Source organism: Thioalkalivibrio sp. ALE25 (genome assembly GCF_000377285.1).
In the GTDB taxonomy this organism is placed as follows: Bacteria; Pseudomonadota; Gammaproteobacteria; order Ectothiorhodospirales; family Ectothiorhodospiraceae; genus Thioalkalivibrio.
Window position 1 is genome coordinate 31,142 of sequence record NZ_KB897931.1, and the last position, 19,801, is coordinate 50,942.

15 protein-coding genes are annotated in these 19,801 nt (G+C 68.2%); 4 read left to right on the forward strand and 11 right to left on the reverse strand.

From position 1 onward, the window contains the following. Positions 1–172: 172 nt before the first annotated feature. The 10 genes from C996_RS0107245 to smc form a co-directional block, all read right to left on the reverse strand. Entirely contained in the window at positions 173–511 is a 339-nt protein-coding gene (locus tag C996_RS0107245; protein WP_018866789.1) for a MarR family EPS-associated transcriptional regulator, read from the reverse strand. Positions 512–743: 232 nt separating this feature from the next. Further along, positions 744–1,619, reverse strand: a complete 876-nt coding sequence (locus C996_RS0107250; protein ID WP_018866790.1) for a Wzz/FepE/Etk N-terminal domain-containing protein — start codon at positions 1,617–1,619, stop codon at positions 744–746. A gap of 426 nt (positions 1,620–2,045) precedes the next feature. Next, entirely contained in the window at positions 2,046–3,212 is a 1,167-nt protein-coding gene (locus tag C996_RS0107255; protein WP_018866791.1) for a nucleotide sugar dehydrogenase, read from the reverse strand. Between the two features lie 233 nt (positions 3,213–3,445). After that, on the reverse strand, positions 3,446–5,347 hold the full coding sequence (locus C996_RS0107260) for a nucleoside-diphosphate sugar epimerase/dehydratase (protein WP_026279237.1): 1,902 nt from the start codon (positions 5,345–5,347) through the stop codon (positions 3,446–3,448). Between the two features lie 391 nt (positions 5,348–5,738). After that, positions 5,739–6,194: a transposase gene (locus C996_RS14225; protein WP_081623690.1), complete on the reverse strand. Its 456-nt coding sequence runs from the start codon at positions 6,192–6,194 to the stop codon at positions 5,739–5,741. Between the two features lie 154 nt (positions 6,195–6,348). Further along, on the reverse strand, positions 6,349–6,540 hold the full coding sequence (locus tag C996_RS13790) for a HepT-like ribonuclease domain-containing protein (protein ID WP_018866793.1): 192 nt from the start codon (positions 6,538–6,540) through the stop codon (positions 6,349–6,351). Between the two features lie 66 nt (positions 6,541–6,606). Then, a complete protein-coding gene (locus tag C996_RS0107270) occupies positions 6,607–6,993 on the reverse strand; it encodes a nucleotidyltransferase family protein (protein ID WP_018866794.1) in 387 nt (128 codons plus the stop codon). A gap of 270 nt (positions 6,994–7,263) precedes the next feature. After that, positions 7,264–9,348 carry an NAD-dependent DNA ligase LigA gene (ligA, locus tag C996_RS0107275; RefSeq protein ID WP_018866795.1) on the reverse strand — a complete coding sequence of 695 codons (2,085 nt, stop codon included), beginning with the start codon at positions 9,346–9,348 and terminating at the stop codon, positions 7,264–7,266. Next, the gene (locus tag C996_RS0107280) at positions 9,345–10,556 is read right to left on the reverse strand and encodes a cell division protein ZipA C-terminal FtsZ-binding domain-containing protein (protein ID WP_018866796.1); all 1,212 of its coding nucleotides are present in this window, start codon (positions 10,554–10,556) and stop codon (positions 9,345–9,347) included. Before C996_RS0107280 ends, ligA begins: the two co-directional genes overlap by 4 nt. 141 nt (positions 10,557–10,697) lie before the next feature. Further along, positions 10,698–14,192, reverse strand: a complete 3,495-nt coding sequence (gene smc / locus C996_RS0107285) for a chromosome segregation protein SMC (protein ID WP_018866797.1) — start codon at positions 14,190–14,192, stop codon at positions 10,698–10,700. Positions 14,193–14,365: 173 nt separating this feature from the next. Between smc and queF the strand changes: the two genes are divergently transcribed. The 4 genes from queF (at position 14,366) to cysZ (ending at position 17,228) form a co-directional block, all read left to right on the forward strand. After that, on the forward strand, positions 14,366–14,788 hold the full coding sequence (queF, locus tag C996_RS0107290) for a preQ(1) synthase (protein WP_018866798.1): 423 nt from the start codon (positions 14,366–14,368) through the stop codon (positions 14,786–14,788). An 11-nt stretch (positions 14,789–14,799) separates the two neighbouring features. Further along, a complete protein-coding gene (locus tag C996_RS0107295; protein ID WP_018866799.1) occupies positions 14,800–16,095 on the forward strand; it encodes an FGGY-family carbohydrate kinase in 1,296 nt (431 codons plus the stop codon). 175 nt (positions 16,096–16,270) lie between these two features. Continuing rightward, complete coding sequence (locus C996_RS0107300; protein WP_018866800.1) at positions 16,271–16,480, forward strand: DUF3185 family protein; 210 nt, start codon at positions 16,271–16,273, stop codon at positions 16,478–16,480. 7 nt (positions 16,481–16,487) lie between these two features. Next, positions 16,488–17,228 carry a sulfate transporter CysZ gene (cysZ, locus tag C996_RS0107305; RefSeq protein ID WP_018866801.1) on the forward strand — a complete coding sequence of 247 codons (741 nt, stop codon included), beginning with the start codon at positions 16,488–16,490 and terminating at the stop codon, positions 17,226–17,228. 301 nt (positions 17,229–17,529) lie between these two features. Here cysZ and C996_RS0107315 read toward each other — a convergent pair whose 3' ends face one another. Further along, positions 17,530–19,500, reverse strand: a complete 1,971-nt coding sequence (locus C996_RS0107315; RefSeq protein ID WP_018866803.1) for a DUF1631 family protein — start codon at positions 19,498–19,500, stop codon at positions 17,530–17,532. Positions 19,501–19,801: the final 301 nt, after the last annotated feature.

A 19,801-nucleotide genomic window follows, 5' to 3' on the forward strand; every position in this document is an offset into this window, starting at 1 on the left:
GGGGCTGCGCTCCTACAGGGACATGCCACCGCCATACGAGCAGCCAGCGCGCGGGCCGCCACGGCGTGATCCATTCCATCCCGTCATCCGTCGTCGTCTCGCCTTCTGTAGGAGGCCAGCCCCCTGGCCGATTGGGCATCACCAGAACCCCATCGCTCAGAGGGCTCAGCGCCTACAGGGGAGATTTTTCATGGTCCTGGAGCTCGGCGCGGAGTTGTTCGATTTCGGCCATCAGGGTTTCGTGTTCGACGCGCTTGCGCTGGAGCAGGCGGTAGGCCAAGCGGGCCTTTTCGTGAAGCCCGCTCGGGGTGAGTTTGTACAGATAGGCCGAGCGATTGTCGGAGCGGCGGAAGTTCTGTGCCTTGACCCACCCTCGATCCAGCACGGCCTTGAGGGCGTAGTGCGTCTTGCCGACCGACAGGCCCAGCGCTCGCGCAAGCTGGCGCTGGCTCATGTCCGGTTCGCGCTCCAGCAAGCGGAGCACTGCCAGATGAAGATCCTCGTCAATCAATGAATCATCCTGCCAGCCGGTAGCGTGTGGGAACGGTACGAGACAGCGCGACGCGACCGGGCTTTCGCATGCCCGGCCCGTCACCACTTGGGTTGGGCCTGGCGTTCACGGGGTGAACAATTTCCGGATTCGATCACATCCGGGCGTCACATCGCAACGAGGCGCGGGCGCAAACCGTGAGCGCGCGCCTACCCTTCAAGCTCTGGGATGACGAATCCGCGCACCCGGCGGATCAGTTCGGCTCCGGCCGGCGGCTGCGAGCGTTGCTGACGAACTCCCAGAAAAACGCCGCGAAGAGCCCGAGCATTCCCCCAAGCACCACAGACAGCGCGACGATTAGCGAGCGGCCAGGGCCCACTGGACTGTCAGACTCCCTGGCAACGAAGGTTTCTTCCATCTCGCGGCTCATCGCCTGGATCGTCTCGGCCTTCGATCGTGCATCCACTCGTTGTTTGCGCAACTCGGCAAGCTCCCTCCGGATATCGCTAACGCGCTGCGCCATAATCAGACCGGCTACGTCTTCCCTTTCGTCAAGACGCTCACGCAATTCATCGAGGTCGTCCTGCAAGATGGCAATCTGTTCATCAAGTAGTTCCATGCGGCTGTAATGGGGCCTCAGACTCGCTGCCAGGCTTTCGTCAAAGCGCACACCCAGCCACTCACTCAAGGCCGCAACCACCTGACGATGCAGGTCTGCCACTTGGTTCGCGCGATCGCGCGTACTCTTCGAGGTCAGCGTCAGGCTGTACTCGGAGCCCTCTGCAGTAACACGAACCGCTGGGGCACCTTGCTGCCCGTGATCGAGCGCTGCGCGTTGCTGCGGGATCAATACATCCTCAAGCCTTTCAATCACCTTCCCCCTCGAGACCACATCAACGGTCCCGGGAGAAGCCTCATTGGCCAACTCCGAGTAGACCCCCGGAAGATCGACACCGGACCTGTATTCGTACTCAACCGGCTGCATAAATGCGTACACCGCACCCAAAACAACCGTGAGTACAGCCACACCCAGGATCAACAGCAAACGACGCATCACCACGTCGTACAGGTCATAAAGGCTGATTTCGTCGTCGTAGGGGCGGGCTTGTGGCCCTGCGGAATCCGTCATGAGTACGTTCCTGTGTAGTCAATCATCCAGTAGCAAGCCGCTTACGCGTCTTAGGGGGCCACCCGGAATTCGGCCGCCCCAGGCTTCAGTGCATGGGGGCTCATGCGGCCAGGCGTTCCCGTATCGCCGGAATCGCCACCCTGACAACAACCACCTGCAAGCAACGAGCGCCGGGATTGGACCACGCACCATCCCTACCCGCAAGCCAAACCCGGCAGGCGAACGCTCCTGCCCGCGTAGGGGCGGGCAGGGCTGCGTGGCAAGGGCTGGCTTTGGGGGGCTTCGCGCCGCATCGCGCAGGGGCTACGCTCCTACAGGATGTCCAGGACCCATTGTAGGAGGCCAGCCCCCTGGCCGATGGGCCTGTCCAACACCCAATCGGCCAGAGGGCTGGCCTCCTACAAGGGCGGGGGGCGTGGAAACCGATCAGTCGCTGTTGAAGAGGTCGCGGGTGTAGATTTTGTCGGTCTGGTCGCGGATGTCATCGGTGATGCGGTTGGCGACGATGACGTCGCTGATGCGCTTGAACTCGTCGAGGTCGCGGATGACGCGGGAGCGGTAGAAGTCGTCGTCCGGGAGTTCCGGCTCGTAGACGACGACCTCGATACCCTTGGCCTTGATGCGCTTCATCACGCCCTGGACGGCGGAGGCACGGAAGTTGTCGGAGCCGCTCTTCATCACCAGCCGGTAGACCCCGACCACCCTGGGCTGGCGCTTGATGATCGCATCCGCGATGAAGTCCTTGCGCGTCCGGTTGGCGTCCACAATGGCCTTGATGATGTTGTTGGGCACCTCGTCGTAGTTCGCCAGGAGCTGCTTGGTATCCTTCGGCAGGCAGTAGCCGCCAAAGCCGAACGACGGGTTGTTGTAGTGGCTTCCGATACGCGGGTCCAGACAGACGCCATCGATGATCTGGCGGGTGTCCAGACCGTTGGCCTCGGCGTAGCTGTCCAGCTCGTTGAAATACGCCACACGCATGGCCAAGTAGGTGTTGGCAAACAGCTTGATCGCCTCGGCCTCGGTGGAGTTGGTGAAGAGGATCGGGATGTCCGCGTCCACCGCGCCTTCCGCCAACAGACCCGCGAAGGTCTCGGCGCGGTCGGACTGCTCGCCCACGATGATCCGCGACGGGTGCAGGTTGTCGTACAGCGCCCGGCCCTCCCGCAGGAACTCGGGAGAGAACAGGATGTTGTCGGTCTCCATCTGCGCGCGGATCTCGCGCGTGTAGCCCACCGGCACGGTAGACTTGATGACCATAGTGGCGTGCAGGTTGATCGCCAGCACGTCGCGGATGACGGATTCGACGGTGCTGGTATTGAAGTAGTTGGTCTGCGGGTCGTAGTCCGTAGGCGTGGCGATGATGATGAAATCCGCGCCTTCGTAGGCCGCCTGCTTGTCCAGCGTCGCCTTGAGGTTCAGCTCGCGGTTCTCGAGGAAATCCTGAATCTCCGCATCGATGATCGGGGACTGCCGGCGGTTGATCTGCTCGACCTTCTCCGGCACCACATCCAGCGCGACCACCTCGTGGTGCTGCGCGAGCAGGACGGCGTTGGAAAGCCCGACATAGCCGGTTCCGGCGACTGCGATTTTCATCCCTTGCTTCCTTTCTGTCTGGATCTTTGTGTCTGCGTTTGCGGTTGCCCCGGAACCCGCTGGCGCCGCCTTGGCGGCGAAGCCCCTGCCAGGGTCCGGCTTTGGCAGGGGCTTCGCCTGCGAGCAGGCTCCTACGGGGGGCTGACCCACCGACCGCGATTATTCAGGGCCCGAGGATACTGGGGCGGCGTTAACCATGATGCGATCGGAGGCACGAAAGGCTAACGGCCTGCTTACCCCGCGAACCGTTCTTGCGGCGGGTGGTCGGCTGGGGCGTATTCGTGCACCACTGCGCGGATCGTGTGGCAGGCGCGCTCGGTATCCATCTCGCGGTCGGCCTGGTCCAGCTGGGTCAGGGCCGCCTGCAGGTCCTGTGGCGCGACGCAGTCCTCGCGGGCGCGCATGATCCGGGCATGCGCGGTGGGCTCGACATTGTCGCCGATCAGCAGTTCCTCGTAGAGCTTCTCGCCCGGGCGCAGGCCGGTGAAGACGATCTCGACCCCGTCCTCGGGCATGCCGCCTTCCTTTACCTGGCGCCCGTGCAGGCGGATCATGCGCCGGGCGAGGTCGATGATCCTGACCGGCTCGCCCATGTCCAGTACATAGACCTCGCCACCCTCGGCCATGGCACCGGCCTGGATGACCAGCTCGGCCGCCTCGGGGATGGACATGAAGTAGCGCGTAATCTCCGGGTGGGTCACCGTGACCGGCCCGCCATCGCGGATCTGCTGGTGGAACAGCGGCACCACGGAGCCGGAGGACCCGAGCACGTTGCCGAAGCGCACCATGCTGAAGATCGTACCGCGCCGCTCGCGGGCCCGATCCTGCAGGACCATCTCGGCCAGACGCTTGGTGGCCCCCATCACGTTGGTGGGCCGCACGGCCTTGTCGGTGGAGATCAGGATGAAGCGTTCCACTCCCGCGTTCAGCGCGGCTTCCGCCAGAACGGCGGTGCCAAAGACGTTGTTGCGCACGCCCTCGATCAGGTTCGACTCCACGATCGGCACGTGCTTGTAGGCCGCCGCGTGATAGAGCGTCTGCACGCCGTGTTCTTCCAGCACCGCGGCCACGCGCCGCGCATTGGCCACGGAGCCGAGGACCGCGTGGATCGCCGGGCACCGCTTCAGCTGTGCCGCAAGCTCCTGCATCTCGCGCTCGATGCTGTAGAGCGCGAACTCGTTGCGCTCGAACAGGATCAGCGCGGCCGGCTCCAGGCGGATAATGCGCCGGCAAAGTTCCGACCCGATGGAACCACCCGCCCCGGTCACCATCACCACCCGGCCGCGCACACTGCGGGTGAGCAGCTCCGGGTCCGGGGGAACGGGATCCCGTCCCAGCAGATCGCCGATGTCGACGTCCTCCAGCTGCTCGAGGCTGGCATGCCCGGAGACCACTGCCTCCATCGACGGCACGGTCTGCACGTACACCGGCAGCGGTTCCAGCTGCTCGAGGATGCGGCGGCGCTCCTGGCGCGTCGCGGACGGGATCGCCAGCAGCACGCGGCCGACCCGGAAGCGATTGACCAGACGCGCGAGGTGGGCCGGCTTGTGAACCGGAATTCCGTCGATCGAGCTGCCCTGCAGGCTGCGGTCCTCGTCCACAAACGCGACCACACGGAAGCGGCCTCCGGCCTTGAGCCCGGACAGCAACTGCACACCGGCCTCGCCGGCCCCGAACACGATCACCGGCTCGGCACCCGCCGATGCCTCGATGATGGAGCGATACCAGGTGCGCACAAGGAACCGGCTGCCACCGACGTAGAGGAAGGCCACGATCGCGAAGTTGATCGGCACCGAACGCGGGAAGCCTTCCACCTGCGCCAGGGTTGCCGCGGCCCACAACACCAGCGCCAGGATCACCACACCGGATCCCACGGACCAGATCGTGCGCGACCCCATGAAGCGCACCACCGCCCGGTAAAGCCCCAGCTTCACAAAGAGCGGGATACCCAACAAGACCACCAGCGGGAACAGCCACCAGGTGTCCAGCATGATCGGCGGGAACGGCTCGGCCAGGCGGATCGCGAAGCCGGACCACAGCGCCAGCGGCAGCATCACGACATCCGCCAGCACCATCAGCCAGCGCTTCTGCGAGCGCGGCAGGTTGAGCAACCTTTCCAGGCTCCTGCTCAGCATGAGCTGCAACACCCTTTACGCATTGGCCGCCCGACTCCGATGTCCACAAAGCCACCCGAATACACTACATCAAGCACACAATCCAGAGGCCGCCGCGATCCGTCACGGCCCGCGGAGCATAAGCAACCCCTGATAAAAATGCACCCCGACTGCGTGATACACACTGTGGGAGCCTGCTTGCAGGCGAAGCCCCCGCCCGCGCTGGGAAACCTACCTCGCGCAGGAGCCTCGCCGCCAAGGCGGCCCATACGGGGCTGCCCCAACGCGCGACCATCTCCCTGCTCTGGCAGGGGCTTCGCGGGCAAGCCCGCTCCCACAACGGGACCCTGGGTTCTGTCCACCGTGGGAGCGGCCTTGGCCGCGAAGCCCCTGCCACAGTCGGTTCAGCCCCTCACTCCAACCAGATCGCATCCCACAGCGGATATTGGCCCAGATTACTCACCAGCCCAGCCCGTAGAGGATTAGCCACCACGTAACGCGCGACGGCCTGCAGGTCCTCTTCCCGCCGTAAGGCGCGGTCATGGAAACTCGGCTGCCAAACCCGGCAAGGTCGTCCACTCAACTGCCCGATTCGACGAGTCGCGGAACCCTTCACCTTCTGTACGGTGCGGGACAATTCCCCATCGTCAAGTTGCATCAGCCAATGGACATGGTCGGGCATGACCACGAAGCAGAGTGTAGTCGCCGTCCCTTCCACCTCACGCAACGCCTGAACCACGCAGCGACCGTGATCGAGCGCGCGAAACCAGGCATGCCGATCGGCACATACCGCCGTGACCAGGTAAATCCTTCCGTGCTCGCTGACCCGCCCACGCCGCAACCGGTGGGATCGTGCCTTCCGTGGCATTCGAGCCTCCCGAGATTGTTACCACTCCATAGTTCTGTGGGAGCGGGCTTGCCCGCGAAGCCCCTGCCCGGGTCCGACTTTGGCAGGGGCTTCGCGGCCAAGGCCGCTCCCACGGTGCACACCCACCAAACAAACCGTCTCGCCAGAGTTCGAGCTAGGTGCGTTGTTCAGCCCAATGAGCGAACTGGGTGTACACCTGAAGGGCTGGCGTGACAGCGCCGATGACCCGCTCCAGATCGATCGTGTCGTACGGGTGTGTAAGGACGTTGCGCATCGCGCAGGCGTCCATCAACTGCTCGGCCAGTGTCTCCTCGAGATCAAGACGATCGCGAAGGGTCTCGAACACGTCGCGGCGAGGCGATAGCCATCGCGGCGCAACATCGACAACTTGCGCTGCATCACCTCGGAAGTATCAGGCGGCATCCGAATCCTCTGTCATGTGGCGCTGGAACAGGACGGAATCCGCGTGCAGGAAAAACGCACGGTCCTGCTCCGCATGGAATCGCCCTTCACGCTCCTCGAACAGACATTCGCCATCGCGGAACACCTCGAAGCGGGTGACGGGCGACACACGATCCGAAAGGAGCAGAAGATCGACCGGGTCGGGCTCGAAGATTTCTTCCAGTTCCCGTTGCCACCGTCCCTGCGTCATCAGGTCCGGCATCGCCTGCGGTTCGACGGCCAGATCCACATCCCGCCCGTGCCCTTCCCGGGCTACGGACCCGAACAGGATCACCAGTCGCCAGTGGTGCCGGGCGGCGAGTTCATTGATGCGGCTGATCCGTTCCGGCTGAAGCATGGGAATCACGATTCGAGGCTAAGTCGTATCGTCAGAGTAGCAAAGGCGCGGTCGCTTATCCTCGGCGTTGCCGTGATGAGCCTTGTGGGGGCAGTTTTTTCAGACCAGATCTGTGGCATCTATCCCGTGGGAGCGGCCTTGGCCGCGAAGCTCCTGCCCGGGTCCGACTTTGGCAGGGGCTTCGCGGCCAAGGCCGCTCCCACAAAACAACCCCCACAAATCCACTCCGACCAGACTACTTCCTCCAGCCCAATCCTACAGGTGGGCTCATCAAGCGAGGAGCTGGGCGAGGTCGGCGGGGCCGAGGATGGGGATGTCGAGGGATTCGGCCTTGGTGACCTTGGAGCCGGGGTCGGCGCCGGCGATGACGGCGGTGGTCTTTTTGGAGACGGAGCCGGTGACCTTGGCGCCGCGGGCCTCGAGGGCGGCCTTGGCTTCGTCGCGGGTCATGGTGTCGAAGCTGCCGGTGAGGACGTAGGTGTTGCCGGCCAGCGGGGCCGAGTCGCCCGACTCTGCCGTTTGTGGCCGGGGCGGATCGGGCCAGTGGACGCCGGCGTCGCGCAGGGCCTGGATCACGTCGCGGTTGTGCGGCTCGGCGAAGAAGTTGGCGATGTGCTCGGCGACGATGGGGCCGACGTCCGGGACCTCCTGCAGGGCCTCGGCATCGGCCTGCATGAGGGCGTCGAGATTGCCGTAGTACGTGGCCAGGTTGCGGGCGGTGACCTCGCCCACCTCGCGGATGCCGAGGGCGAAGATGAAGCGCGCAAGCGTCGTCTCGCGCGCCTGTTCCAGGGCGTGGACGAGGTTGGCCGCGAGTTTGGGCCCTACCCGCTCCAGCGCCTCCAGGCGCTCGGCGTCCAGCGCGAACAGGTCGGCCGGGCTTTGCACGATGCCGCCGTCGGCCAGTTGCTCGATGATCTTCTCGCCGAAGCCCTCGATGTCCATCGCGCGGCGCGAGACGAAGTGCTTGAGCGCCTCGCGCCGCTGTGCGGGGCAGACCAGCCCGCCGGTGCAGCGGGCCACGGCCTCGCCCTCCGGGCGTTCGATGTGCGAGTCGCACTCGGGGCAGCTCACGGGCATCTCGATCGCGCGGGTGTCCGCGGGGCGTTCGCCGCCGGCACGGCCGACCACCTCGGGGATCACGTCGCCGGCGCGGCGCACGATCACGCGGTCGCCGATGCGCACATCCTTGCGCGCGATCTCGTCCATGTTGTGCAGGGTGGCGTTGCTGACCATCACGCCGCCCACCAGCACCGGCTCCAGGCGCGCCACCGGCGTCAGCGCGCCGGTGCGGCCGACACGGAACTCGACATTGCGCAGCGTGGTGGTGCGTTCCTCCGCCGGGAACTTGTGGGCGATGGCCCAGCGCGGCGCGCGCGAGACGAAGCCCAGCGCCTGCTGGTCGGCCAGGGCATCCACCTTGTACACGATGCCGTCAATCTCGTAGTCCAGCCCCGCGCGCCGGGCGGCGAGCCGTTCGTAGTAGTCGAGGCAGGCCTCTACACCCTCCAGCACCTCCCGCTCCGGGCAGGCCGGGAAGCCGAGCTCCCGCAACCAGTCCAGCGTGCCGGACTGGGTGTCCGGCAGGGTGCCGCCTTCCACGAAGCCCACGGAGTAGGCGAAAAAGCTGAGCGGCCGGCGCGCGGTCACCTGCGGGTCCAGCTGGCGCAGGCTGCCGGCGGCGGCGTTACGCGGGTTCATGAATCCGCGCTGACCGTCGGCCTCCAGGCCGGCGTTCAGGCGCTCGAAGTCGGCGCGGCGCATGAACACCTCGCCGCGCACCTCCAGCACCTGCGGGGCGTCGTCGGTGAAGCGGTCGCCCAGGTGCAGCGGGATCGGACGCACGGTGCGCACGTTGGCGGTCACGTCCTCGCCGGTCTCGCCGTCTCCGCGGGTGGCGGCCTGGACCAGACGCCCATTCTCGTAGATCAGGCTGATGGCGAGCCCGTCCAGCTTGGGCTCGGCCATATAGGTGACGGCGGCCTGGAGGCGTGCCGGGTCGCCGGTCTGCTTCGCCAGGCGTTCGCGCACGCGGCGGTCGAAGTCGCGGATCTCTTCCGCCTCGAAGCCATTGGCCAGCGACAGCATCGGCAGACGGTGCCGCACCGTGGCGAAGCCCTCGGCCGGCGCGGCCCCGACGCGCTGGGTGGGCGAGTCGGGGGTGACGAGCTCGGGGTGCTCCGCCTCGAGCTGCTCGAGTTCGCGCATCAGCGTGTCGAACTCGGCGTCCGAGACTTCGGGATCGTCGAGTACGTAGTAGCGGTAGTTGTGGTGCTCGATCTGCCGGCGCAGCGCGTCCACGCGCGCCGCGGCAGCCGCCGAATTCTGCCCGGCCCGCGTACCCGACGGGCTCATCGCGTGCTGCGCCGGCGCAGCACGTCCGGGCGGTGGCGGCGCAGCCAGTCGTTCAGGTCCTCGCGCATGTAGGCCAGGGTCTGGTTCGTCGCGGTGGACTGCTGCGCGTCTAGGATGCTGCCGCCCAGGTCGCGCGCCAGCACGTGGGCATGCTCCAGCAGCGCCTCGAAGGCCCGCTGCGGCTCGGCACTGCGGTGCACCTGGGTGAACAGCGTGACGCCGGGGGTCATCATGTCCGCCAGGTCCTCCTCGCGCAGGGTGCCGGGCGGCACCATGTTGGCGGCGGAGAACAGCGGCACACGGTTGTCCGTCTCCGGTTCCTGGAAGTGGTAGATGTCCATCTCGCCGGGGGTCATGCCGGCGCGCTGCATGGCCGCGCCCAGGGCCACGCCGGTGAACGGCTTGTTGCGCGGGGCCACCACGTGCAGCAGCAGGATCTTCTCGTCGGTCGCGCGGCGCTCGGCCTTCGGATTGCGCCCGACCACGCGCGGCTCGGAGACATACTCGCCCAGGGTCTCCATATCCGGTGCCGGCTTCTCGATCAGGTCCGGGTCCACCTCGTGGTCCGGGTGCAGGTGCTCGCCCAGGGTGTCTTCGGCGCGTGCGGGCTTGAGCCGTTCCGGACGCACACGCTCCATGCCGGCGCGCAGGCGGGCGCCCATGCCACCGAGCGCCGCCCGCACACGCTCCACCGGCGCGCTCGCCCGGCCCTTGCGCCGGGTGTGTACCGGGCGGTCCTCCGGCGACGGCTCGAAGGCACCGTGCGGCGGGGGCGGCGTGGGCTCCTCGTCGCTGTCCAGCACCCCGTAGATATCCTGGGCGCGGTCGCCCCGGCGTCCGTAGTCGGGCTCCAGGTCCGGTTCGTCGTTGGCGGTTACGCCCAGATGAGGCTCGTGGCGCTGCTCGCGATTCGCACCGGGGAGGTGCGGCTCCTCGAATGCGGGCTCGCGCGCCCCGCCGGTGCGAACGCTGCCGGTATCCAGCGGATCCCCCCAGCCCGCCTCCGGCTCGGAAACGCTGCCGGGCTCGGCCGGCTCGAACCAGCGCTTCTGCCCCGGCTGCTCACTGGCGCGGATATGCACCGCCTCATCGCCCCAGTCCGCGGCATCGTCCTCCTCGTCGCGCGTTGCCGCGCGCGTGCGCAGGCGATGGCCAAGCCAGATCCCCGCGATCAGGGCAATCCCCAGTATGACCAGACTGATGCGCATCCAATCCACGCAGTACCTCGTTTGATTGCAGTAATGTGCTGCGGTTTTTACCGGGCGCCGGGGGTCCGATGGAACCCGTCGTACTATCCCCCGAAGATTGCCGCGGCCCCTTTGGGGCCTCGCAATGACGGGGCGGTTCGTTCAGGCCTCCGCCAGCTCCACGGCCTCGTCGATATCCACGCTGACCAGCCGCGACACGCCCGGCTCGTGCATGGTAACGCCAATCAGCTGCTCGGCCATGGCCATGGTCGCCTTGTTGTGCGTGATGAAGATGAACTGGATCTGCTCCGACATCTCGCGCAGCAGATCACAGAACCGACCGACGTTGGCCTCGTCCAGCGGGGCGTCCACCTCGTCCAGCATGCAGAAGGGCGCCGGATTCAGCTCGAAAATCGCGAACACCAATGCCGAAGCCGTGAGCGCCTTCTCACCTCCGGACATCAGATGGATGGTGGACAGCCGCTTGCCGGGCGGGCGCGCCATGATGGTGACGCCGGTATCCAGCAAGTCGTCCCCGGTCATCTCCAGGCGCGCCTCGCCACCCCCGAACAGGCGCTGGAACTTGTGCCCCAGCCCGGCATTCACCTGGTCGAAGGTCTGCTTGAACAGCGCGCGCGTCTCGCGGTCGATGCGGTGCATCGCCGCCTCCAGGGTCTCCAGTGCCTCGATCAGGTCGGCGTGCTGTTCTTCCAGGTAGCGCGAGCGTTCCTCCAGGCTACGCGCCTCGTCGATGGCTGCCAGGTTGATCGGCCCCAGCTTTTCGATCTTGCGGTCCAGTTCGCCGATCGCCTGCTCCCAGGCCGGGACGGTGGCGTCCTCCGGTAGCTCGGGCGCAAGGGCCTCGGCGGCAAAGCCGGATTCCTGGAACTGGGTCTTCAGTTGCTCGATCTGCACCGAGCGCTCGCGCAGGTCCAGGCGCAGTTCCTCGCAGGTCGAGCGCTGCGCCTCCACGCGATTGCCGAGCTCGGTGCTGGCACCGGCCAGTTCGCGCAGCCGCGCGTCGCAGGCCTCCAGGTCGGCGCGCGCCCGGGTCAGGCGTGCCTCGGCCTCCTGGCGCTGCTCCGCGGCGGTCTGCAGGTCCGCGCGCCACTGCTCCAGCGGGCCCTGTCGCTCGTGCAGCCCCTGTGCGAGGCGCTCGCGGCGCTGGGCATCGTCCTCGCGCTGGCGCTCCAGGCGTTCGCGCTCGTTGTGTTCGCGCTCCAGGCGGTGGCGCGCCTCCTGTTCGGACATGCGCGCCTGGTTGGCCGCGTCGCGTGCCGCGCGCAGCGCATCCCGGGCCTCGGACTGCGCGGCGCGGGCCGCCTCGACGCGTGCCTCCAGCGCCGCGCGGTCGGCCTCCAGGGTCTCGATGCGCGCCAGCGCCTCGTTGCGCTCGGCCTCCGCGGTCGCGAACTGCTCGCGGGCACGCGCGGCCTCCTCGTCCAGCTCGCCCGCCTCGCGGTCGATGCGTTCCTGCTGCTGCTCGAGCTGCCGGGCCTGGTCGCGCAGGCGCTGCACGCGGCGCTCGCGGTCGTCGATCTGGGCCTGCTGCTCGCGGATCTGCCCGTCCAGCGCCTCGCGCCGGGCGCGGGTGGCCGCGAGGGTCTCGTTGCGCTCTTCCAGCGCGGCTTGCAGGCGGTTCATATCTGTCGCGAGCTCCTCCTGACGCTCCTGCAGCTCGCGCGCCAGACGCACCCGCGCGACCGCGCCGCTGGCCCCGCCCTCCAGCGTGCGATGCGCGACCCAGCCCGGCCCCAGCCAGGTGCCATCCGGGGTGATCACGCTCTCGCCCGGACCCAGCGTCGCCACCCGGGCACGGGCGGTTGCGAGATCGTCCGCGCACTGCACCGTGGCGAGCCAGGCGGTGACCACCGGCGAGCCCTGCACGCGAGCGGCCAGGCTGCCGGCCGGCGCCTGCGCGCCCTGCGGCACCTCGCTATCGACCAGGCGCAGCATGGCGTCGGGCAGATCCGGCGCGGCTTCCGGAGTGGCGGTCACGGCGGCCTCCAGCCAGGCCCCCAGGACCATCTCCACGGCGGTGTCCCAGCCCTCGGCGACCTCCAGCTGCCGCACCAGCGGGCGCGACAGATCCAGCCCGTGTTCGCGCGCCCAGGCGTCGCGCCGGGCGCGGGTCTCCTGCGGGTCGTCCTCGCCGGCGAAGTGCTCGAGGCCTGCCAGACGCCCGGCGACCTCGCGCGCCTCGCGTTCGGTGGCGTGCAGGCGGTCCTGCTCCTCGCGCTGAGCCTGTTCCAGTTCGGCCAGCGCGTTCTGCTGCTGTTCGCGATCGCCCTGCAGGGCCTGCAGCCGCTCGCGCAGGCCGGCCAGTTCCGTATCCAGGCGGTCCGCCTCGGTACCCGGGTGGGTCTGCGGCAGGGCCGAACGCTCCGCCTCGAGGCGCTCGCCGCGCTGGGCGACGCGCTTGAGCAGGTGCTCGGCGTTGTCCATGCGCGAACGCGCGAGCTGCGCGTTCTGGCGCGGCTCCGCCAGCGAGCGTTCCCATTCGGTGAGGGCCTCGCGCGCGGCCTGGTATTCGGTCTCGGCCTCTTCCGCGGCCGCCTCCAGACGCTCGCGCTCGGCCTCGGCGCTGGCGGTAGCCGCCTGGCGTTGCGCGCTCTCCTGCTCGGCCTGCGCGATGCGCGCCTCCACCGCCTGATGCTCGCCGGCGGCGGCCTCGATGCGGCTGTCCAGCTGGCGCAGCTCGGCCTGTTCGCGCGCTAGTTCGTCCTCGGCATGGCGAATGGACTGCTCCAGCCGCGAGACCTCGGCGGCGCGATCGTAGTAGGCACTCTGCGCCTGGGTGGTGGCGGCCTCCAGCTCGAGGCGCTCCTGGCGCGCCTGTTCGGTGCCGGTCTGCGCCTTCTGAGCCTCGGCCTGGGCCTGGGCCAGTGCGGTCTCGGCATCGTTGAGCCGGGTGCGGCTGGCCTCCATCTCGCGTTCCTGCGCCTGCAGGCGCAGGAGGATGGCCTCGGCGCGCTTTTGCCGGCGTTCGGCCGCCAGGGCCTGGTAGCGCTCGGCGGTGGCGGCCTGGCGATTCAGGCGCTCGGCCTGCTTGGCCACCTCGTCGCGCACGTCGTCCAGGCGCTCGAGGTTCTCGCGGGTGTGGCGTACGCGGTTCTCGGTCTCGCGCCGGCGCTCCTTGTATTTGGAGATGCCGGCCGCCTCCTCCAGGTACACGCGCAGCTCCTCCGGCCGCGCCTCGATCAGGCGCGCGATCATGCCCTGCTCGATGATGGCGTAGCTGCGCGGCCCCAGGCCCGTGCCGAGGAACAGGTCTACCACGTCGCGCTTGCGCGCACGCTGGCCGTTGAGGAAGTACTTGGACTGGCCGTCGCGGGTCAGCGCGCGTTTGACGGCGATCTCGCCATAGCCGCTGTACTCGCCGCCCAGGCGGCCGTCGGAGTTGTCGAAGACGAGCTCGATGGAGGCCTGCCCCACCGGCTTGCGGCTGGAGGAGCCGTTGAAGATCACGTCCTCGCTGGAGTCCCCGCGCAGGTGCTTGGCCGAGGACTCGCCCATCACCCAGCGCACGGCGTCGATGGTGTTGGACTTGCCACAGCCGTTCGGCCCGACCACGCCCACCCGATTACCGGGCAGGACGAGGGTGGTCGGGTCCACGAACGACTTGAAGCCGGCCAGCTTGATTCGGGCGAGTCGCACGTTCGGCGCTATCCGCGGTCAGGGAACTCGGGGTTAGAATGGTACACGCTTACACCCTCAGAGTGACCCGCCCCCGAGCACCTGGCACCTGTCCCGCTGTAGGAGCCTGCTAGCAGGCTCCCACAGGGGGCTGTCACACGCAGGGGCCACCCATTCAACGACGAGAGACGTAGATGCCCAGCCAGCCGAGCAAGACCCTGGAGACCTTCGACAATCCGGCGCCGGAGAACGACTTCGCGATCTATATCCGCGTACCGGAATTCACCTGCCTGTGCCCCGCGACCGGACAACCGGACTTCGCCGAGCTGCACATCCAGTATGTGGCGGACAAGAAATGTGTGGAGCTGAAGTCGCTGAAGAACTACATGTGGTCCTACCGGGATGAGGGGGCCTTCCACGAGGCCGTGACCAACCGCATCCTGGCCGATCTGGTGGCGGCGACCGACCCGCGCTACATGCGCCTGACCTCGTACTTCAACGTGCGCGGTGGCGTCTATACCACCGTGGTGGCGGAACACCGCAAGCCCGGCTGGACCCCGCCGGAGCCGGTGCAACTGCCCTCGCCCACGCGCAGCCCGCTCGACATGAACGGCTGAGCTCGCGCGCGATGCACGCCATCGGCATCGACCTCGGCACCTCCGGGATCCGGCTCGTGCTGCTGGACCCGGCGGGCGAGCGCATCCATGCCGCGCAGCGGGCGCTGCCGGCCTCGGTCGGTGGCGATGAGCAGCGCGCGGAGCAGAACCCGGCCCTTTGGTGGTCCCATGTACGCGAGCTCCTGCGCGAGGCCGCTACGCATCTGGACGGCGAGCCGGCGGCAATCGCGGTGGACGGGACCTCGGCCACCCTGCTGCGCCTGGACGCCGATGGACGCCCGACCCACCCGGCATTGATGTACAACGATGCCCGGGCCACCGACATGCTGCCCGTGCTGGCCGGGGTGGCCCCGGCCGCTTCCGCCGTGCACAGCCCCAGTTCCTCGGCCGCGAAGCTGCTGTGGTTGCGTCGCCACGAGGGGCTCTCGGGCGTGCGCCGCGTCCTGCATCAGGCCGACTGGATCGCCGGGCGCCTGCGCGGGCGCTTCGACCACATGGACGAAAACAACGCCCTGAAACTGGGCTACGACGCCCTGTGGGGGGGATGGCCGAACTGGCTGCAGGAGACCCTCGGGACCGACGCCGCCCTGCTGCCGGAGGTGGTCCCCGCCGGCACCGTGCTGGGCCCCCTGGACCCACAGATGGCGGAGGCACTGCACCTGAACCCGGCCTGCCGGGTGGTGGCCGGCACCACCGACAGCATCGCCGGATTTCTCGCCTCCGGTGTCGCCGATGACACCACCGGGGTCACCAGCCTGGGCTCTACGCTGGTGCTCAAGCAGTTGGCGCCGGAGCCGATCTACGCCCCGGAACTGGGCATCTACAGCCACCACTTGCTGGGACGCTGGCTGGTCGGCGGCGCCTCTAACAGCGGCGGCGCCGTACTGCGCCAGTACTTCGACGACGCGGCGCTGGAGCGACTTAGCGACACCATCGACCCGGAGAACGACAGCGGGCTGGACTACCGGCCCCTGCCCCGACCCGGCGAGCGCTTCCCGGTCAACGATCCCGATCTGGAGCCGCGTCTCGCCCCCCGCCCCGATGACGACGCGCGCTTCTTGCAGGGACTGTTCGAGGGGATCGCCCGCATCGAGCGCGACGGCTACCGCCGTCTGACCGAACTGGGCGCCCCGCGCGTGGAACGCGTGGTCTCCCTCGGCGGCGGCGCCCGGAACCCCGTATGGACCCGCATCCGCAGCCGCATCCTCGAATGCCCGGTCACCCCGGCCACGGATGACGACGCGGCGCGCGGAGCCGCCCGCCTCGCGCGCATCGGCGTGGGTCTGGAGCCCGGCTTCACGGACTGACCGTCTCCTGTGCCGACAAGACCCATGTAGGAGGCCAGCCCTCTGGCCGATGGGGGGCATCACCAGCATCCCATCGGCCAGAGGGCTGGCCTCCTACAGGAAATCCGGGGGCAGGGCCTAATGGTGGTGATCGATGCTACATTCCGAAGGGAACACCACAACGAAGGGATACGACATGCACTGGACGCGAGTTCTCGGAATTGCCCTGCTGGTGGGCGGCATCATCCTGCTGGTGATGGGCTACAACGCGACCGAAAGCCTGGGGGAAGAGCTGCACCAGGAATTCATGGGTCGCTACACGGACGAGACGCGCTGGTACCTGATCGCGGGCGGCGTGATGTCCGTCGTCGGACTGGTGCTGACGATCTTCGGGGTGCGCCGCTGACGCTATCGTGCCGGCCCCTTCGCTTCGCCTGACGCCGCTGTTCGCGTTCCTGGCGCCCTTTCGCGGGCTTTCGCGCGTATTCGAACCGGGCCTGCGGGGACTGGTGATCGGCCCGCTGATCATCAATGTCGTGGTGGTGATCGGGCTGGCCACGGCGGCCGGATTCGGCTTCGAGGCGCTGCTGACCGCCTGGCTCCCGGGTGGCTGGGACTGGCTGGCCTGGCTGCTATGGCCGCTGTTCGCCCTGGCGCTGCTGGTGGCCTTCGGGGTTTCGGCGGTGGCCCTGGCCGCGATCATCGCCAGCCCGTTCTCCGGCCCGCTGGCCTACCGCACCGCCCGCGGCCTGGGCCACGAACCGCGCCAGCCGGCGCGCTCGTTTCTCGGCGAGATGGGTCACGCGAGCATCACCGCGCTGCGCAAGACCGGGTACTACGCCCTGCTGTTCATCCCGGTTCTGGTGATCACGGTGATCCCCGGGCTGAACCTGCTGGCCGGACTGGCGTGGTTCCTGTTCGGCAGCTGGGTACTGGCGGTCGAATTCATGGAGGCGCCGCTGGCGAACGACGGACTGGAGTTTGCGGCGGTCCGCCAGACCCTGCGCGCCCACCGGCTGGAGACGCTCAGCTTCGGGGCCGGCACCACGCTGCTGGCGATGGTGCCGGTGGTGAACCTGCTGCTGGTCCCGGCCGCCGTAATCGGCGCAACCCACCTGCGCGTGCGCCTGCCCGACCCCCGGGGCAACGCCTAAGGCATTTTTCACCACAGAGAGCGCGGAGGGCACAGAGAACTGCAAAAGCCGGGTTACAGGAAGTAGGGAAGGACGCTGGAATGAATAACGATGGCCGGGTCCATTCCTCCGGAATCATCGATCTCGGATGCAGACCTTCCGGGGCAAAGCGACTCACCGAAACCCTGCGAGCCCCAGGCCCTCCAGCCCATCATCCCTTCCAACCTTCAAACCTTCCTGTAAACCGCCCTTGCCCTTCTTCGTGCCTTCGTGCGCTTCGTGGTGCCAAACGCCCTTGACCTCGTGAGAGGCGGGATCCGAATCAGCCCAGTAGCGCATCCAGCGGGTTGTCGGTCGGCAGCGGGCGCATGCGGCCCTCGCGGAGTTCCTGGGCGACGCCCTGCAGGGAATGGCGGCGACTGGCGCCCTGGTCGAGCGACAGGAAGAGGTAGCCGCGCGTGGCCTCGCCGCGCCACACGAGACCCATGCGGGATAGCTGCCCGCTGGCCTTGTCCACCAGCTCGAACCATTCGCCGGTCCGCATCCGGCTCGCATCGAAGACCCAGGGGTCGTCGAGATCGGTCAGCAGGTCCGGGTCGTCGTCCTCCAGGCGCGTGGCGCGACGCGCCTGGATGCGTGCCTGCGGGTCGAAGCGCGGCTCATCGGCCGCGGCACGGATACGCTGCAGGTGCGCCTGCCCGAGGTGCTGGACCACCGCCTTGATGCGCGCCTCGTCGGCACCGTGCTCGCGGGCGGTGGCGACGATCTTCTGCACCAGCGGATTGACCTCCTGCGGGGTGACCCCGTTGCAGATCGCCCGCACCACCTCCTGGACCTCGGCGTCCAGGACCTGCACGGCCGCCTCGTCCACGGCCAGCAGGTCTTCCCAGGCCTCGGCGATCTGCTCGGCGGCGCGCTCCGGCAGCTCGGCACCGGTCTCCAGCACGCATACGGTCAGGGTGCGTCGGGCCCGGGCGGCGCGTTCCTTCTCGCACATCGGCTCGGCGAGCGCGCGCGCCCGCGTCTGCCAGTGTGCGTCCTGCTCCGCCAGGGCCGTGTCCCATGCCTCGCGCAGGGCCTGTGCGCCGGCGCGATCAAGGACATCGACCTCCTTCTCCAGGCGTTCGACGCTCTGGCGCATCGCGTCGAGATAGCCTTTGACCAGCGCGGCATCCTCCGCGCCGTTGTCGGGGCTGATGCGCACGCCGCTGTTGATCAGGCTGCCCACCCATTCGCGCAGCGGGTGGGCGGGGTCGTGGAAGAATTCGAGATCGCGGCTGACCACGCGCGCGAGCAGCGGTTGCAGCTTCAGCATGACCGCGCGGAACTCGGGATGGCACTCAAGCTGGCGCGACACCTCGGAGAACACGCCGGCCAGCACACCCGTGATGACCTCCTCCAGGGAGGCCTCGACCGCCGAGCCACCGGCGCTCGCCGCCGGGCCCATGCCCGCCCCGCCGGCGGCCGGCAGCCAGCCGGAGGACGCCGCCCATCGCTGCCAGGCCTCCGGGGCCGCATCCGCCGCGGGCATCGGCGCGCGGGCCGCCACACCCACTCCACCGCCGGCTCCCGCCGGGCCCGCCGCGTCTGCCTCGGTCCCGGGCTGCGGCGTGCCGTCGGGGGCCGGTTCGGCGCTAGCGGCGCCCCAGCTCGCGCGGGCCGCCGGCCGGTCCAGATCGCCATCCGGCTCCTCGGAAACCGGCTCGCGGACCAGGCCGCAGGACTCGACGGTCTCGACCACGAAGGCGAGGGTCGTCGCGGCGGTGCTGCCCAGGCAGCGCACATACCCGCGCATCAGATCCAGGGTCATGTCGGTACGGCCGAACTGGGCCTCGGCGGTCTCGATCAGGCGCTCGTACCAGTTCAGCGGCGACCACGGCGCCCAGCCGGGGTGCTCGAAGCGATCCTCCTCGCGCGCCGCCTGCAGGAAGACGAACCAGGAATAGCGATTGTGCTCGCGGACCAGTCCTTCCAGCTTGTGCCGCAGGGAGCGGCGGGTGGACTGGTAGTCGTCCAGGATCTGCAACCCGGAGTTGTCGCCCGCGTAGCTGGAACCGGAAAATTCGTACTTCGGGGGATAGGTCGTGGCCAGGAAGTCCCGTTCCAGGGCCTCCTCGAACTGGCGGCGCAGCACGAACTGATAGCCCTGAAGCTGGTTGGCCCACTCGCTGCTTTCGGAATCCTTGCCGCCGGCGGTCCAGTCCCGGGCGATCGCCTCCAGGCAGCGGTCCAGGTGGTCCGCCACGCGCGGGACGATCCCGCGCGCCAGTTGCTGGCGCTGCGCATCCGACAAACCGGCCAGTCCCGACCAAAGCTTCGCCGGATCGGCCCCCGGGCCTTCCCGGCCTGTCTGCTCCGTGCCTGCCATTGCTTGGGTGCCCTCGTCTAGCCGCGCGATTGCCCCCGTAAGTTCAACGTGAGGCGCCCCATAGTGTACAGGCGCGGCAAAAGCAGAGCATCCGGGGCAGCTTCCGGCTCAACCCGAGGGAAACACTGATCAACGTGCACGTTCGCGCTCGAGTCGCTTTTGCGTGCGTTTAAAGCGCGGTGACTGCCGTGCAGTCACTCTGCACAAGGGAACCGCAACGCCGCGC

Excerpts from the sequence above, each read along its gene's own strand:
- C996_RS0107250 (WP_018866790.1), bottom strand. The coding sequence starts at position 1,619 with ATGACGGATTCCGCAGGGCCACAAGCCCGCCCCTACGACGACGAAATC.
- C996_RS0107255 (WP_018866791.1), bottom strand. The coding sequence starts at position 3,212 with ATGAAAATCGCAGTCGCCGGAACCGGCTATGTCGGGCTTTCCAACGCC.
- C996_RS0107260 (WP_026279237.1), bottom strand. The coding sequence starts at position 5,347 with ATGCTGAGCAGGAGCCTGGAAAGGTTGCTCAACCTGCCGCGCTCGCAG.
- C996_RS14225 (WP_081623690.1), bottom strand. The coding sequence starts at position 6,194 with ATGCCACGGAAGGCACGATCCCACCGGTTGCGGCGTGGGCGGGTCAGC.
- C996_RS0107270 (WP_018866794.1), bottom strand. The coding sequence starts at position 6,993 with ATGCTTCAGCCGGAACGGATCAGCCGCATCAATGAACTCGCCGCCCGG.
- ligA (WP_018866795.1), bottom strand. The coding sequence starts at position 9,348 with ATGAGCCCGTCGGGTACGCGGGCCGGGCAGAATTCGGCGGCTGCCGCG.
- C996_RS0107280 (WP_018866796.1), bottom strand. The coding sequence starts at position 10,556 with ATGCGCATCAGTCTGGTCATACTGGGGATTGCCCTGATCGCGGGGATC.
- queF (WP_018866798.1), top strand. The coding sequence starts at position 14,366 with ATGCCCAGCCAGCCGAGCAAGACCCTGGAGACCTTCGACAATCCGGCG.
- C996_RS0107295 (WP_018866799.1), top strand. The coding sequence starts at position 14,800 with ATGCACGCCATCGGCATCGACCTCGGCACCTCCGGGATCCGGCTCGTG.
- C996_RS0107300 (WP_018866800.1), top strand. The coding sequence starts at position 16,271 with ATGCACTGGACGCGAGTTCTCGGAATTGCCCTGCTGGTGGGCGGCATC.